This window comes from Robbsia betulipollinis (assembly GCF_026624755.1).
GTDB classification, from domain to species: Bacteria; Pseudomonadota; Gammaproteobacteria; order Burkholderiales; family Burkholderiaceae; genus Robbsia; species Robbsia betulipollinis.
This window is the reverse complement of record NZ_JAPMXC010000002.1, coordinates 156256-171680: the sequence shown is the minus strand read 5'-3', so window position 1 is coordinate 171680 and position 15425 is coordinate 156256. Positions and strand designations below refer to the sequence as shown.

Here is a 15425-nt window from a genome sequence, read left to right as displayed (position 1 = left end):
GGACTGCGCGCACTATTAGCGGAGGGGATGGGAATGAAAAACAGGCCGGCACAGGACACACCCGTGGCACGACGCTCGGGCGGCAGACTGGCATTGAAGATTCTGGCGTGGGTCGTCGGCGTGCTGCTGATCTTGATCGTCGCGGTAGCGCTTTTCGTGGCGTTCTTCGACTGGAACCGGGCGCGTCCCTGGATCAATCACAAGGTGTCCGACGAACTGGGCCGGCCCTTCGCGATCAATGGCGATCTGAGCGTGCGCTGGCGGCACCCACCTGACGCGCCCGGCTGGCGCGGCTGGATTCCCTGGCCGCATGTGCGCGCCAAGAACATCACCCTCGCCAATACCGACTGGGCGCGCACGCCGAGCATGGCGAGCGTCGACCAGGTCGACTTCGATATCGCCATCCCGCCGTTGCTGGTCAAGCATGTGGTCATTCCAACGATCGCGCTGAGCAATCCGGTGGTGGACATCGAACGCAAGCTCGACGGCCGCAACAACTATACTTTCGCGACCAAGAGCAGCGGCCAGCCGAGCGCCTGGAGCGTGGACCTGCACGACATCACGTTCGGCACCGGCAAGGTGGCATTGCTGGAGGAGAGCCGCAAGGCCGACCTGAACGCCACGATCGACACGCTTGGCAATCCGATTCCGTTTGGCGACGTGCTCAAGCAGCAGTCCACCGTCGCGCGCGACGAATCCGCGGGCGTGGTCGGCAAGCAGGGCGCGGCGCAGTTCCGCAAGGCCGCGGTGGCCAACGAGGCGTCGCAGGCGCAGGCGGCCTCTGCCACCAGCGCCGCGTCGGCGGCCGAAGCGGTGTCGGGCGCGATGGCGCAGACGGCATCCGGAGCGAGCGGCACGGCGAGCGCGTCCGCTGTCGCCAGCGCATCGTCGGCCGCGGTGGCCCGGGTGGCCCCGCAGTCGATCGATCCGTACAAGATCGCGTGGACGATCGCCGGCAAGTACAACGGTACGCCCGTCAGCGGCTCCGGCAAGCTGGGCGAGGTATTGTCGCTGCGCGACGCGACCCGTCCGTTCCCGCTGCAGGCGGACGTGAAGATCGGCGACACGCGCATCGCGCTGGTGGGGACGCTGACCGATCCGGTTCATCTGGCGTCGCTGGATCTTCGGCTGTGGCTGCAGGGCACGAGCCTGTCGCACCTGTATGCGCTCACGGGCGTCACGCTGCCGTCATCGCCGCCGTTCGCGACGGAAGGCCGGTTGGTGGGCGAATTCAAGAAGAGTGGCGACATCTTCCGCTACCAGAATTTCACCGGGCGCGTGGGTGGCAGCGATCTGAACGGTACGCTGGTGTATGAGGGCGTGAAGCCGCGCCCCCGGCTCTCCGGCGCGCTGGTGTCGCACCTGCTGCAGTTCTCCGACCTCGCACCGCTGATTGGCGCGGATTCGAACAAGAGCAAGGAGGTGCGCGGCGCGACGACCAAGCAGCCGGCGGACAAGGCCCTGCCGGTCGAGGAGTTCCGCACGGACCGCTGGAAGGCGATCGATGCCAACGTCGAGTTCACCGGGAAACGCATCCTGCGCGACAAGGATCTGCCGATCACGGATCTGTACACCCACGTGATCATGACCGACGGCGTGCTGAAACTGGTGCCGCTGCGTTTCGGCGTCGCGGGCGGCAACATCACGTCCGATATCAACCTGGACGGCAGCACCACGCCGTTGAAGGCGAAGATGTCGCTGGGCGCGCGGCACGTCAAGCTCAAGCAACTCTTCCCGACGTCGAAGACGATGCAGCAAGCGTTGGGCGAGATCAATGGCGAAGGCGCATTGTCCGCCACGGGCAATTCTCCCGCGGCGTTGGCCGCCTCGTCGAATGGTGAAATCAAGCTGTTGGTCAATCAAGGCGCGGTCAGCGCGTTCCTGATGGAGGCGGCGGGACTGAATATCGCCAACGCGGTGGTGGAGAAGCTTTTCGGCAACCGCGACGTGAAGATCAATTGCGCGGCATCCGATTTTGTCGTGACCAACGGCAAGCTCGATTCCAAGGTGTTCATCGTGGATACCGACGACGCGGTGATCAATGTCGACGGCTCGATCGATTTGAAGTCCGAGACGATGGACCTGGGCGTGCATCCGCACACGAAGGGCTTCCGGGTGTTTTCGTTGCGCTCGCCCCTGTATGTGAAAGGCACCTTCAAGAAGCCGAGCATCGGCGTGAATCCCGTGCCGCTCGCGCTCAAGGGCGCGGGCGCGATCGTGCTGGGGCTGATCAACCCGTTCGCGGCGCTGATTCCATTGCTCTCGCCCAGCCATAACACCGACACGCCGTGCAGCCAGTTGCTGGCGGCGATGAACAAGAGCACGAAAGCGCCGCCGCCGGGACAGAAGATGTCGCCGCACGCAGCCGATGCCACGGTACGTGCCGTGACGGGAAAGACGGCGAAGTAATGCGTCGATGCGGGCACTGCCCGCATCCGACGAGCGGTTCCGAAAACGAAAAAGGCATCCCGCGGGATGCCTTTTGCATGGGGGCGGCCGTTCCGCGCCGTGATGCGCGTACCGCCCCGTCGATCAGTCGTCGATGCGCAGGCCGACCTTGAGCGTTACCTGCCAATGCGCGACCTTGCCGTCCTGCAGGTGACCGCGGGTTTCGGTGATTTCGAACCATTCCAGGTTACGCAGCGTCGCCGAGGCCTTGGCGATCGCCGATTGCACGGCGTCTTCGATCGACACTTCGGATGAACCGGTCAATTCGATTTTCTTGTATACGTGATTGCTCATCAGCGTATTCCTCCGGAAGATGGGTGTCGGGAGCCGGGCCGCAAGGCAGCGCCGGCCGTCAGCCTATCTTAACCGGATGCCGCGAAGGGTGCTGGCCGCCACGCGCGCGTTCGAGCCGAGCGTGTCGGCGCCGAAATCCCGCAGGATGCGGGCGCGCGCCGAACTGGCGAAGACCAGCACCGCCAGCCCGTTGAATTCGTACCAGTGTCCGCCTTCCTCGATCCGTCCCGGCGGCTGCGCCAGTGCGTGGGCGACGCTGTCAAGGCAGCGCTGCCGCAATTCGGAAAGCGCCGGGTAGGGCGCCCGTGCACCGGGAACCGCGCACAGAAGCAGATCCAGGCCGGGCAGCAGATGCGAGTACAGGACAGGTTCGTCCTGGGACCGCGCCCGGGCGAGCTTGGTATCCAGACGCGATTGCACGCCCCAGCCAGGGGTCCAGTCCAGCAGGATATCGAGATAGGAAGAGGTCCCGGCGGCGGGCCGGTCGCGTTGGATTTTCTTCGGAATCGGCATGACGCGGAAGAGAAGCGGGAGACGGGCAGGAAAAAAATGACGGCCCTCGCGCTTACGCCATGGCGCTGGCGCGGGAAGCGAATCCGGGCACATCGAAAAGGCACGCTAGGGTTTAGCATACCGCATATACGCGTCGGGTTCAGCAAGGAACGCGTACTGGTGGCTGCCCCGCGGCGTGCGTTTTATGCCACGGCTTTATGCGAAACTACGGGCTGTCGCAGGTTCGTTTCAACCGGAACTGGAGAAGGAAATGATCAGGAAAATCGCGGTGCTCGGGTTTGTCAGCGGCGTGGCGCTGTTTCTCTATGGCCGCAAGCTGCTAGCGCAGACACAGGCCAGCGTCATCCCGGGCGAAGACGCTGGCGGTCGGTAGTATCCGGCGATCCGGCGATCCGGCGATCCGGCGATCCGGCGATCCGGCGATCCGGCGATCCGGCGATCCGGCGATCCGGCGATCCGGCGATCCGGCGATCCGGCGATCCGGCGCGCACGCGTTCGCGCGCCGGGTCGTCACCGCCAGGGCGTTGCGCTCAGGAAACGTTGCGCGGGGCGCCACCCGTGGTGTGCAGCGCATCGCGGATATCGCGCAGCAGCAGGACTTCCTCGGCGATCGCGGGTGCGGCCGCCGCCTGTTCGAGATGCGCGGCGGTACGCAGGCGGTTGATGCCCTTGACCATGAGGAAGATGATGAAGGCCAGAATGATGAAATTCAGCAGCACGGTAAGAAAATTGCCATAGCCGATGGCCGCCACGCCGGCTTTCTGCAGGTCGGCGTACGACGCGGGGTTACCGTGGAACGTCTCCGGCAGGTGGCCGATGCGAATGAACAGATTGGAGAAGTCGAGGCCGCCGACCGCCAGGCCCACGACCGGCATGATCATGTCCTTGACGACCGAATTGACGATGGTCGAGAAGGCGCCCCCGATGATCACCCCGACGGCCAGGTCGACGACATTGCCCTTTATGGCGAAGTCCCGAAATTCACGAACGATACTCATACTCGGCAAACTCCCTTGTTGGCTGGACGAAAAGATGCGATTGCGTATCCCGCGATTGCGTATCTCGAAATACCGCTGACAATGGCATCGGATGCGCCTCGCGCGCTTATGTTACAACGGGTAACCTGCGGGTGAGATGGGAAGCATGCGGCTGTGCTTCGCATGTCGGTGCCGGAATTCTGCAATCAGCGCAGCGGCTGGTGCCGTGGTCCCGCCGGCCGGCCCGGCCCGGCGGCGTCGGTGTCGGCCCCGGTGTCGGCCCCGGTACCGGCCGCCGCCGGCGTGACGACGACCGTGCAGGTCGTGCCAGCGGCCAGCAGCATGCCGGGCGGAACGGCGTCGATATGGATGCGAACGGGCACCCGCTGCGCGAGACGGACCCAGTTGAACGTCGGATTGACGTCCGATATGAGTTCGTGGCCGACCGGGTTGTCCCGGTCGGTGATGCCCCGGGCGATGCTCTCGACGTGTCCCTGCAACTGTTCGCCGCTCATCATCTGCATGCGCGCGGCATCGCCGACCTTGATATGGGGCAGCTTGGTTTCCTCGAAATAGCCGTAGACCCAGAACGACGCGCTGTCGATGAGGGCGACGCGCGCGACTCCTGCGGCGGCGTAGTCACCGCGATGCGTGAGCAGATTCGTGACGTAGCCGTCCACCGGTGCGAGCACGCGGGTTCGCGACAGATTCAGGCGCGCCGCGTCGAGTTGCGCCTGCGCGGCCTGGTATTGCGCGGCGGCCGAATCGGCGCTGCGCACGGCGTTTTCGCGGGATTCGCTCGACACCACGAGACTGTCGAGATCGGCACGGCGCGCGGCGTCGCGGCGCCGCATCTGCAGGTCCGCGCCGCGCGCGGCCAATAGCGCCTGGGCTTCGGCGACGGCGATCCGGTAACGTTCGGGATCGATCTGCATGAGCAGTTCGCCGCGATGCACGAATTGATTGTCGTGCACCGGCAGGTCCACGATCATTCCCGAAACGTCCGGAGCGACATTGACGATGTCGGCCCGCACGCGTGCGTCGCGCGTCCAGGGCGCGTCCATATAGTGCTGCCACAGCAGGCGTCCGGCCAGGATCGCCACGGCGAAAATGCACAGCGTCACGCACACGCTGAAGAGATTCTTGATCGTCACTTTTTTCTCGATAAAAGCCGCGCTGGCAAACGGTGCCCGGCCAGGATGATGCGAAGTGCCATTTCAGCCGTATAGCGCCAGGCCCGCCACCGACAGCAGGCAGACGAACAGGCTGATGCGAAACAGCGGCGGGTGCCAGATGAAGCGGTAGGCACCGGCACGCGCGAGACCGAGGTCGATCAACCAGGTCAGTGCGCCGCAGCCGACGAAGACCACCATCAGGGTGGGCACGTAGGCGCCGCCGAGCGAGGTTTCGCGCGGCAGGGTCCAGGACGCGAGCCAGCGGTGCAGGAGCGTCAGCCAGCCGGGCAGCGTGGACGTGAGGTCGCTCATCGCGACGGCGCCGGTGAGGACGCGGGGGGATCGCGTCGCGCCATGGATGCCGTTGCGGCCCCGCCGCAGGCCGCAAGCGGCGATTGCGGATCGAGCAGGGCGGTATGGATGAAATGCAGATAGCTGAGAATACGCTGCAGGCGCTGGCGTTCGTCGCGCTCCCGCGCGATAGGCAGCATCGCCTCGGTCTGCGCGAGTGCCCGCGTCGTCAGGTCCGCTGCCGTGCGCCAGCGCGCCGCGCTGGGCCGTTCGAAGAGTTCGACCAGACCGCGGCGCAGCGCGCGCAGCGGCTGGCGCCAGCGCGAGCCCGGCTGGTATAGCGGATCGCGGGCGAGGGCGGCCGGCAGGGACGCGAATTCTTCGCGCAATTCGATCAGCGCATGGCCGATTTCGAGCACGGCGAACATCCAGCCGAGCATCGCGCGCTGCTCGGCGGGTTTTTCAGCGGTCAGGCCGCCGATCTGAAACATGTAGTCGCGGGTCTGGTTGTCGAACCGATGCGCGAGACCGGCGAGCTTGCCGAAGCCCGCGACGCCGACCTGGCGCCGCAGGTCCGCCGCCATGCGGCGCAGCAACCAGCCGGTGGTGGGCGGCAGGAGGATGCCGAACGCCGCGGCGCTGACGCCCATGGCCACCATCAGGGCGATGCAGTTGTTGACATAGACGAGCACATCGTAATTGTTCCGGTTGTCCGGGCCGGCAAGGAAGCAGAAAAAGATGCAGAAGCCCATTCCCGCGCCCATGCCGTTGCGCCGTGTCGTCAGCCACGCGCCGAACATTAAGAAAGGGGCAAGCCCCGCGGCCATCAGCAGGAAGCCGGAGCGGTCGACCAGCACGTGGAACGTGAAGACATAACCTGCCAGGCAGGCAAGGGCGGAACCGATGGACATCTGGACCGCGGCGCGGGCGGGTTGGGGCGATGCCGACACCAGCGCGCAGACCGTACCGGCGGTCACGGCGGCGAAGTCGCCCGATGGCCAGCCGCTGAAGATCCAGAACGCCGACACCAGCAACAGCGTGACGCCGGCGCGCGCGCCGGCGATCGCGGCCATCAGACCGTTCGTCTTCGGCGTATAGCGCCATGCGTTGGCGCGGTCCCGGTCGGCGCGGTCGGGCCCTGGATCGGCGGCGCCCTTCCGGGTGCGTTCGGGAGCGTGGTTGCCCGGGGTGGAACGGCGCAGCGCGGCATAGGTCGACGCGAAGTAATGCAGTTCGACGACGAACCGATACAGGAGTTCGGTGGCGCTATCGAAATCCCGCATCTGACTGTGCGGCACTGCGGCGATCGCCGCAGCGGACGGCAAGACGCGCGCCGCGGCGCGCGTGGCGCGCAGGCGTGCCGGCAGCCGCGCCTTGAAGCCGTCCAGCTGCGCGGCGACGCGCGCCGCACCGGCCGCGTTCGGCACCGATTCGCCATCGATGCTCAGTTGCTCGCTCAACTCGTGCAGGTAGGGCGTGATCGCCTCGACGATCCAGGGCGCGCCTTGCGCACGCACGCGTTCGAGCAATTGATGCAGCGCATGAAAGCGTGTCGCCACGCTCATCGATTCGCCATTGAAGCGCGCGATGTGGGCGCCCATGCGGCGTGAGACCGGATCCTCGAAGATCGTATAGCTGCGCAGGGCTTCGAGGCCGACCACTTCGGCGATGAACCCCATGTTGCGCCGCTCCATCGCCGTGCGGTCGATGCTGCCCCGCAGTGCGGCGCGCACGAATTCGACGAAGCCGCCGAAGCGCGCGCGCACGTGTGTCTGCAACGCGGCCGACGCATAGCGCGGAAAGATCACCGAACTGACCACGGCCGAGCAGAGAATGCCCAGACTCACTTCGATCGCGCGCGTGACGCTGGCGTCGAACGCGCCCAGCGGCGCCTCGGCGTTCGTCACGCCGACCAGGGCGGCGGTGTAGCCCGCGAGCAGAAAGCCATACGAACGGAAATGGCGATTGCGTGCCGAACCTGCCGTGCAGACGCCGATCCACGCTGCCAGGCCCGCCAGGAACAGCGCATGGGCCTGGGAAAACAGGCTGATGAGCGTGAGCATCGCCGTCAGACCGGCCAGCGTGCCGAGCAGGCGGTAGAAGCTTTTCGACAGCACCATCCCGCTTTGCGGCGTCATGACGACGAATACCGTCGTCAGCGCGGTGCGGGGCGAGGGCAGTTCCAGACGCATCGCCAGGTAGAGCGCGAGCAGACCCGCGAACACGGCCTTGCCGACATGCACCCACAGGGGGCCTTCCGTGTGGTACCAGTCGCGCGCGGTATCCGCCAGCGCCCGGCGCAGCGGCACGCGTGGCGCGGCACCGGACGGCGCCGTGCCGGGTCGATTCGGCGAAGGCAGGCCGCCGCTCATCGGACGGGCTCGCCCTGCGCGATACGCGGCGGCTGCACGCGCGGCGAGTCCGCCGGTTGCGCCAGTCCCCCGCCCAGTGCCGTCATCAGGTCCGCGTAGGCCGTCAAGCGTGACGCCTGGAGGCGCTTCATGCTGCGCTCCTCGCGCAGCAGGCCGTCCTCGGCGTTCAGAACGTTGAGATAGTCGGTGAGGCCGCGCGTGAAGCCCATCGTCGCCAGGTCGAAACTGCGCTGCGCGGTGGCGATCGCGCGGGCCGCTGCCGCCTGTTGGCGTCCCAGCGACTGGAAGGTCAGCACCTGATCGGCGATCTCGCGCAGCGCGCGGACCACGGTATCGTTGTACTGGCCGACCGCGACGTCGTACTCGGCGGCTGCCGCGCCAAGACCGGCGCGCAGGCGCCCGCCCTCGAAAATCGGCAAAGAGAGGGCCGGGCCGAACGACGTGCCCACGCTCGACAGACGCGCGAAGCTGGAAAACACCGGACTGACCGCCATCGCCCCGGCGCTGGCCACCAGGTCGACATTGGGGTAAAACGCCGCCTGCTGCACATCGACGGCGCGTGCCTGCGCCTCGATCCGCCAGCGCATCGCCACCACGTCGGGCCGATGCCCGATCAGTTCGGCAGGCAGCGCGGAGGGCAGTGCGATGGCGGCATCGAACTGTAGCGCCGGCGTCTGCAGGGCGTCGCCGGCGCCCGGTCCCTGGCCGATCAACGCGGCGAGCTGGTTGCGCGACAGGGCGATTGCCTCGTCGATCTGTTCCAATGCCACTTCGCTTTGCGGCAGCGGCGCCTGCGCCTGGCTGATTTCCAGTTGCGTGCCGATGCCCGCCTGCCAACGCCGTTGCGCGAAATCGCGCACGCGCTGCTGGTCGACGAGCGTGCGCCGCGCGACGTCGCGCAACGCGAACTGCAACGAAAACCGAAGATAGGCGCGCACCACGTTCGATTCGAGACTCAACTGCGCCGAACGCGCGTCGGCAGCGAGCGCATGCGCGGCGTCGATCGCGCGTTGCGCGCCCTGGCGCTTCGCGCCGAACAGATCCAGCGGATAGTCGAAGCGCAGGGTGGCCGTATTGTTGAAATTGTTTTCGCCGGGAAACGTCGCCTTGTAATAGCCGCTTTGCGGCCAGTGCTCGCGGCTCAGATTGGCGCTGGCGTCCAGCGTGGGCAGGGTCGCGGCGCGTGCTTCGCCGGCCATCGCCAGCGCTTCGCGCAGACGCGCCGCGGCGATCGACTGCGTCGGGTTGCCGTCGATGGCCGCGTCCACGAGCCGGTCGAGCTGCGGGTCGCGATAGACGCGCCACCATTGGCGCATCGGCCATTGCGCGCTGGCGTCGGCCGCGGCGCGCGCGGCGGGGGCGGCGTCGCGCAGCGTGTGGCCGGCATCGAGATCGTTCGCCGCGCGCGCCGGCACGTGGGGCGTGATGCCCGACCAATCGGCGCATCCGCCCAGGGTCATGCCGATGGCGAGAACGGCCGCACGGCGCGGGTGTCGGCGCAAGGCAGAAAACACGGTTCGTCGGGACGCGCGCCCCATGGTGAAGGAGGAGCGATTGTAATGGCCCGGTTGCGCCGGAAATAGGGGGTTTCCTGCGAATTTTTCTTACGTAATATGCAACAATCGGCGCGGATGGCGGGTGCCGTCCCCCTTTCCCTGCGGACCCTGTCCGCGCCCTCAATCACGCTCGATCACGCAGAAGACGCCGGGAGCCGGAACATCGATACGCTCAACAATATGCGCATCTTCACGCGCGTCGTCGACGCCGGCGGGTTTACCGCGGCGGCGCGGCAACTGAACGCCACCACCGCTCAGGTGTCGCGCGCGGTGTCGGACCTGGAAACCCATCTGCGCACGCGGCTCCTGAACCGCACGACCCGCCGTCTCGCGGTGACCGAGGCGGGGCAACGCTACCTGCAACGCTGCGCGCACATCCTGGCGATCGTCGATGAAGCCGAGGCCGAAGCGGCCGACGCGAACGTCGTCGCCTCCGGCACCTTGCGCATTCACGCGATGACCAGTTTCGGCCAGCGCTATCTGATTCCGGCGATCGCGCGTTACCGGGAAGCGCATCCCGCGGTGGCGGTGGAATTGACACTCTCGCAGCGCATCCCCGATCTGATCGACGAGGGATACGACACGGCGGTGGCGCTCAGCGGCGGCCTGCCCGATTCGGGCATGATCTCGCAGCGTCTGGGCAGCGTCTACAGCGTGTTGTGCGCGTCGCCCGGCTACCTGCGCGCGCATGGCACGCCGAGCACGCCGGAGGCGCTCGCCGGTCATCCGTGCCTGCAATTGCAGGGACCGTTCTTTCCGCTCGACCGCTGGACCTTCGAACCGCTGCCGGACGGCGGCGCGGGGCCCGCGTGCAGCATCGACGTCAGCATGAGTTCGTTTCGCGTCAATGTCGCCGAAGCGCTCGATCAGGCCATCCGGGAAGGCATGGGCATCGGCATGCTGCCGTCCTACGCCGCGCTCGATGGATTGCGCGACGGCTCTCTGGTGCGCCTGTTCGCGCACTACCGGCTGCAACGCTTCGAGATCCACGCCCTCTATTCGTCGCGGCAGTACATCGACGCCAAGATCCGCACCTGGGTGGATTTCCTGAGCGCGCGGCTGCCGCTGGCGATGGGTGAGGACGATGCCGTTCTGGCGGAAATTGCACGTCGTTGAGCATCGCGGGGCTGGATGACGCGCCCGGGCGCGGATCCTGCTTCATCTGGCCGCGATCGGCTCGCGGCGGCCCGGCGGACGGGACGCACGGCAGGGCCGCGATGCAAAACGGCGGTGCAGGCCCCGTGGACGACCGCGCTTGCTGCCCAGTCAGGCGGCAAGGAAACGGTCGGTGCATATCGAGATTCCTCGCCGGTTCGGCGATTTTTTAATTTTCCGGCCCACCAGTGGTGGCCGACCAGGACCGTGGAGCAAAGGTAAAAATGACGAAAACCCAGAGTCGTATTTCCGAAGGATCGCCGTTTCCGCGTGGGGCGACGTGGGATGGCAAGGGCGTGAACTTCGCGATGTTCTCCGCCAATGCGACGAAGGTCGAACTGTGTCTCTTCGACAAGGACGGCAAGTCCGAACTCGAGCGCATCGAGATCCCCGAATACACCGACGAGGTCTGGCATGTCTATGTCCACGATCTGCCGCCGGGCACCGTGTACGGCTATCGTGTGCATGGGCCGTACGAGCCGGACGCGGGTCACCGTTTCAACCCGAACAAGCTGTTGCTCGACCCGTACGCGAAGGCGCATGTCGGCGAACTGAAGTGGGGCCCCGAGGTGTTCGGCTACACGCTGGGCCATGCCGATCAGGATCTGTCCTTCGACACCCGCGACAGTGCGGCCTTCGTGCCGAAATCGTGCGTCGTCGACACCGCCTTCAGCTGGCACCATCCCACCCGCGTGCGGGTGCCGTTCGATCGCTCGGTGGTCTATGAAACGCATGTGCGCGGCTACACGAAGCGCCACCCGGGCGTGCCCGAGGAACTGCGCGGCACGTTCGCCGGGCTCGGCGAGCCGGCCGTCGTCGACTATATCCGCGGCCTGGGCGTGACCACCGTCGAATTGCTGCCGATCCACTCGTTCGTCAACGACAGCCAGCTGCTCGACAAGGGCCTGACGAACTACTGGGGCTACAACACGATCGGTTTCTTCGCCGCCGACCAGCGCTTTTTCGCGACCGGCAAGATCGAGGAATTCAAGCAGACCATCGACCGGTTCCACGATGCGGGCCTCGAAGTGGTGCTGGACGTCGTCTACAACCACACCGCCGAAGGCAACGAACTCGGGCCGACGCTCTGCTACAAGGGCATCGACAATTCGACCTACTACCGTCTGATGCCGGAGCAGCCGCGTTTCTACATCAACGACACCGGTACCGGCAATACCCTGAACCTGTCCCATCCGCGCGTAGTGCAGATGGTAACGGACAGCCTGCGCTACTGGGTCACCGAGATGAACGTCGATGGCTTCCGCTTCGATCTCGCGACGATTCTCGGCCGCGAACCGGACGGTTTCGACCAGCGCAGCGGTTTCCTCGACAGCTGCCGCCAGGATCCGATCCTCTCCAGCGTGAAACTGATCGCCGAGCCGTGGGACTGCGGTCCCGGCGGCTATCAGGTGGGCGGTTTCCCGCCGGGCTGGGCGGAGTGGAACGATCGTTACCGCGATACCGTACGCAGTTACTGGAAAGGCGAAGAAGGCGAAACGCCGGAACTCGCCAAGCGCATCACGGCCTCAGGCGACAAGTTCAACCACCGTGGCCGCCGGCCGTGGGCGAGCGTGAACTTCATCACCGCGCACGATGGTTTCACGCTCAACGACACGGTCAGTTTCAACGAGAAGCACAACGACGCGAACGGCGAGGACAATCGCGACGGCAGTTCGGACAACCGGTCGTGGAACTGCGGCGCCGAGGGCCCGACCGACGACGTCGAGATCAAGGCACTGCGCGAACGGCAGAAGCGCAACATGCTCGCGACCCTGCTGTTCTCGCAAGGCACGCCGATGCTGCTGGCGGGCGATGAATTCGGACGCACCCAGCATGGCAACAACAATGCCTATTGCCAGGACACCGAGATCAGCTGGGTGGATTGGGAGGGTATCGACGAGGACGGTCACGCGCTCGCCGAATTCACGCGCAAGCTGCTCTCGCTGCGCCGCACCCTGCCTGTGCTGCGCCGCAATCGCTTCCTGACCGGCGAGTGGAACGAGGAATTGCAGGTCACGGACGTGCGTTGGGTCAGCACCGACGGCAACGAACTCACGCCGGAGCAGTGGAGCGATCCCGCGATGAAATGTTTCGGCATGGTCATCGACGGCCGCGCGCAGTCTTCGGGCATCCGTCGTCTCGCGTCCGACGCCACGCTGTTGATGGTATTCAACGCGCATCACGACGTGGTGGACTTCGTCTTGCCGGATGTGACCGGTAGCGAACAGTGGACCTGCATGATCGATACCAACGTGCCGGTGCGCGACGACTTGCCGCAGTTCGGCTCGGGGGATGTCTATCAGGTGACGGGACGCTCGCTGCTGCTGTTCGCGCTGCGCGCACGCGGCGCGACGCAGCGGGTCTTCGACAAGCTGGGTGAAACGCTGACCTCCGAATCCGACGCCTCGGCGCCGGGCGCGGCCTGAGTTCGGGGCTGAACGTCGGCGTCTCCCTCTGGAGCCAGTTCGTCTGGCTCTGGGACACGCTCGTGGCCATCGTCCGGTTCTTCTTCGGTTTGCTGGCCTGGCTGGCGCGTTGAAGGAAAAGGCGGCAGCGCAAAGCGATCAGGGGCGGCAGTCATTCGTGACTGCCGCCCCTGATCGCTTTCGGGTTCATGTGTCGATGCCCTGCCGGTTCGACGCGCCCGGTTTCACCGTACGCGTCGGACCGGAGCATGCCATTCAGGCATTGTCGTCCCAGCTGTTGTCGTCCGCGTTGCCCGCGTCGATCTGTCCGCCGCCGTCGGACCAGCTATCGTTGCCATTGCCAAAATCGACCGCACCGCCGGTGTTGCCCGCGTCCGCCTGCTGGAACGGCGGCGCGGGATTGTCGCGCTCGACGACGACGTCGCGTTCGCGGTGGCCCCCCATGATCTCGCCCAGCACGACGCCGGCAGCCAGTCCGCCCAAACCCGCGCCGAGGGTCGATCCCATCCCGCCTTGCGGTTGCTGCTGGACCGGCTGATTGCCCCACGGCGCGGACCCGGGCTGCTGCCCGTACGGTTGCTGGCCATAGGGCGTCTGGTACGGCGGCGGCGCCATCCGGTTCGCTTCGCCGGCATAGGGCGAGGCATTCGCCATGCCGGCCTGCGGGTCGGGCCGGCCCGCAGCCAGCGCCTTGAGCCGTTCGACGCTGCGATCGAGTTCCTCCAGCTGATACGCCGGGGCGGTTTCGGGCCCGCGCGCGCCACCGGTCGTGCCCAGGGTGTCGATCAGATGGCTCAACTGCGCTTCGACGTCTTCCGCGTCGCTGACCCACGTTTGCCGGTCGGGCGAGGTGGACAGTTTCAGATCGAGTTTCACCGCCCGCACGCTGTCGAGCAGCTCGGTCGCGCGTTTGAGCGCGGCGCGATGCATGTCCGTCGCCCCGACGTCGTCCTGCTGGCGCCGGCGTCGCATGCTCCAGACGATCAATCCCACGACCGCGGCGAGCACGATCAGCAGGCCGAGCCAGGCGATGGGCGAGGGGCCGCGGTGCACGGGCGCGGCGGGCTGCACCGACGACTCACCGGCGTTTGGGAAGGACTGGATCGACGTCGCCGGACGCGTGCCCGCCTGCGCCTCGGCACTGATGCGGCGCTGCACCGTTTCGAACTTGGCGCGATCCGTGAAACCGAGGGCGGGGTCGATACGGCGTGCCGCGTCGAGCTGGGTCAGCGCGTCGCCATAGCGGTGATTACGCTCGAGCACCTGCGCGTCGAGGTAGTGCGCACGGGCGCTGCCCGGATGCGCCGCCACGACCTGATCGAGCATGCTCTGCGCGCCTTGCAGGTCGCCGCGGTTGATCGCCTGCTCGACATCCTGGACCGAGGGCGCCGGGGACGCGGCGAACGCGCTCGGCGACAGACTCGCTGTCAGCATCGATGCGCACAGCGCACCCCTGATAAGCCATGTTTTCATCGCGGAAGCCGCCTTAGACGTCGGTGCCAATCTGTTTTTTCAATGCCGCCAGACGGTCTTCGACCGACGGCCCCTTGTCGATCGACGCGAGCCGGTCGTCGAGCGACTTGCCGCTGGCCTGATCGATCGAACCCAGGCGGGCGTCCGAGCGTGCGTTGGCCAGATTGACCTTTTCCTCCATGCGTCCGAAATCGGCCGACAGATCCTTGCCGCCGATGCCGCCGAGCGCGGTGGCCGCGACATCCTTGGCATTGGCGATTTCCTGCTTCGCGGACAGGATATTGGTGCGCGAGCGCAGGTCGTCGCGACGCTTGCGCATGTCGGCGATCTGCGTCTTCAACTGATCGAGCGACGGCTCGAGCTTGGCCAGCTCGGCCCCCAGCGCGTCGCGCTCGGCTTCCGCGTTCGACTGCGCGGCCAGCGCCTCGCGCGCCAGGCCCTCGTCGGCGCCTTTCAACGCGCGCAGCGCGCCATCGGCGTATTTGCGCGCCTTGTCGTCGGCGAGATCGCGCTTGCTGCGCTGATTGCTCAACTGCGCCTGGATCTCGATCATCGCGTTTTCCGCGCGACCGATGCTTTCGTCCAGTTCCCGGACGATTTGCCGCGCATCGCGCGACGGGTCCTGGACCGAATCGGCGGCATCGTTGAGCAGCCCTTTGAGGGTACGGGAAATACTATCGAACAGCGACATGCTGGCCTCCGGAATGGGGGGTGGTGAATGGGCGCCGAAACGGCGCCGGGCGAT

At 66.4% G+C, this 15425-nt stretch carries 13 protein-coding genes; 4 read left to right on the top strand and 9 right to left on the bottom strand.

Annotated features, from left to right (window positions below; genetic code table 11):
- The first annotated feature begins 27 nt into the window (after window positions 1–27).
- Entirely contained in the window at window positions 28–2409 is a 2382-nt protein-coding gene (locus OVY01_RS12550) for an AsmA family protein (RefSeq protein ID WP_432422236.1), read from the top strand.
- Window positions 2410–2532: 123 nt separating this feature from the next.
- Here OVY01_RS12550 and OVY01_RS12545 read toward each other — a convergent pair whose 3' ends face one another.
- Both OVY01_RS12545 and OVY01_RS12540 read right to left on the bottom strand, forming a co-directional pair.
- Window positions 2533–2742: a dodecin gene (locus OVY01_RS12545; protein WP_267847934.1), complete on the bottom strand. Its 210-nt coding sequence runs from the start codon at window positions 2740–2742 to the stop codon at window positions 2533–2535.
- A 63-nt stretch (window positions 2743–2805) separates the two neighbouring features.
- Complete coding sequence (locus tag OVY01_RS12540) at window positions 2806–3255, bottom strand: hypothetical protein (protein WP_267847933.1); 450 nt, start codon at window positions 3253–3255, stop codon at window positions 2806–2808.
- A 250-nt stretch (window positions 3256–3505) separates the two neighbouring features.
- Between OVY01_RS12540 and OVY01_RS12535 the strand changes: the two genes are divergently transcribed.
- Window positions 3506–3628 carry a hypothetical protein gene (locus tag OVY01_RS12535; RefSeq protein WP_267847932.1) on the top strand — a complete coding sequence of 41 codons (123 nt, stop codon included), beginning with the start codon at window positions 3506–3508 and terminating at the stop codon, window positions 3626–3628.
- Between the two features lie 157 nt (window positions 3629–3785).
- On the opposite strand, the gene mscL is transcribed toward OVY01_RS12535, so the two are convergent.
- The 5 genes from mscL to OVY01_RS12510 form a co-directional block, all read right to left on the bottom strand.
- The gene (mscL, locus tag OVY01_RS12530; protein WP_267847931.1) at window positions 3786–4253 is read right to left on the bottom strand and encodes a large conductance mechanosensitive channel protein MscL; all 468 of its coding nucleotides are present in this window, start codon (window positions 4251–4253) and stop codon (window positions 3786–3788) included.
- A 185-nt stretch (window positions 4254–4438) separates the two neighbouring features.
- Window positions 4439–5386, bottom strand: coding sequence for an efflux RND transporter periplasmic adaptor subunit (locus tag OVY01_RS12525; RefSeq protein WP_267847930.1), 948 nt, complete (start codon window positions 5384–5386; stop codon window positions 4439–4441).
- A 63-nt stretch (window positions 5387–5449) separates the two neighbouring features.
- On the bottom strand, window positions 5450–5719 hold the full coding sequence (locus tag OVY01_RS12520) for a DUF1656 domain-containing protein (RefSeq protein ID WP_267847929.1): 270 nt from the start codon (window positions 5717–5719) through the stop codon (window positions 5450–5452).
- On the bottom strand, window positions 5716–8070 hold the full coding sequence (locus OVY01_RS12515) for an FUSC family protein (RefSeq protein WP_267847928.1): 2355 nt from the start codon (window positions 8068–8070) through the stop codon (window positions 5716–5718). Before OVY01_RS12515 ends, OVY01_RS12520 begins: the two co-directional genes overlap by 4 nt.
- Complete coding sequence (locus OVY01_RS12510) at window positions 8067–9584, bottom strand: efflux transporter outer membrane subunit (RefSeq protein ID WP_267847926.1); 1518 nt, start codon at window positions 9582–9584, stop codon at window positions 8067–8069. Before OVY01_RS12510 ends, OVY01_RS12515 begins: the two co-directional genes overlap by 4 nt.
- A gap of 204 nt (window positions 9585–9788) precedes the next feature.
- On the opposite strand from OVY01_RS12510, the gene OVY01_RS12505 reads away from it, so the two are divergent.
- Window positions 9789–10742, top strand: a complete 954-nt coding sequence (locus OVY01_RS12505; protein ID WP_267848073.1) for a LysR family transcriptional regulator — start codon at window positions 9789–9791, stop codon at window positions 10740–10742.
- Between the two features lie 263 nt (window positions 10743–11005).
- Complete coding sequence (gene glgX, locus OVY01_RS12500; protein WP_267847924.1) at window positions 11006–13207, top strand: glycogen debranching protein GlgX; 2202 nt, start codon at window positions 11006–11008, stop codon at window positions 13205–13207.
- 255 nt (window positions 13208–13462) lie between these two features.
- On the opposite strand, the gene OVY01_RS12495 is transcribed toward glgX, so the two are convergent.
- Together OVY01_RS12495 and OVY01_RS12490 are read right to left on the bottom strand one after the other, a co-directional pair.
- Entirely contained in the window at window positions 13463–14680 is a 1218-nt protein-coding gene (locus OVY01_RS12495) for a tetratricopeptide repeat protein (RefSeq protein WP_267847922.1), read from the bottom strand.
- A gap of 13 nt (window positions 14681–14693) precedes the next feature.
- A complete protein-coding gene (locus tag OVY01_RS12490) occupies window positions 14694–15371 on the bottom strand; it encodes a PspA/IM30 family protein (RefSeq protein ID WP_267847921.1) in 678 nt (225 codons plus the stop codon).
- Window positions 15372–15425 lie beyond the last annotated feature (54 nt).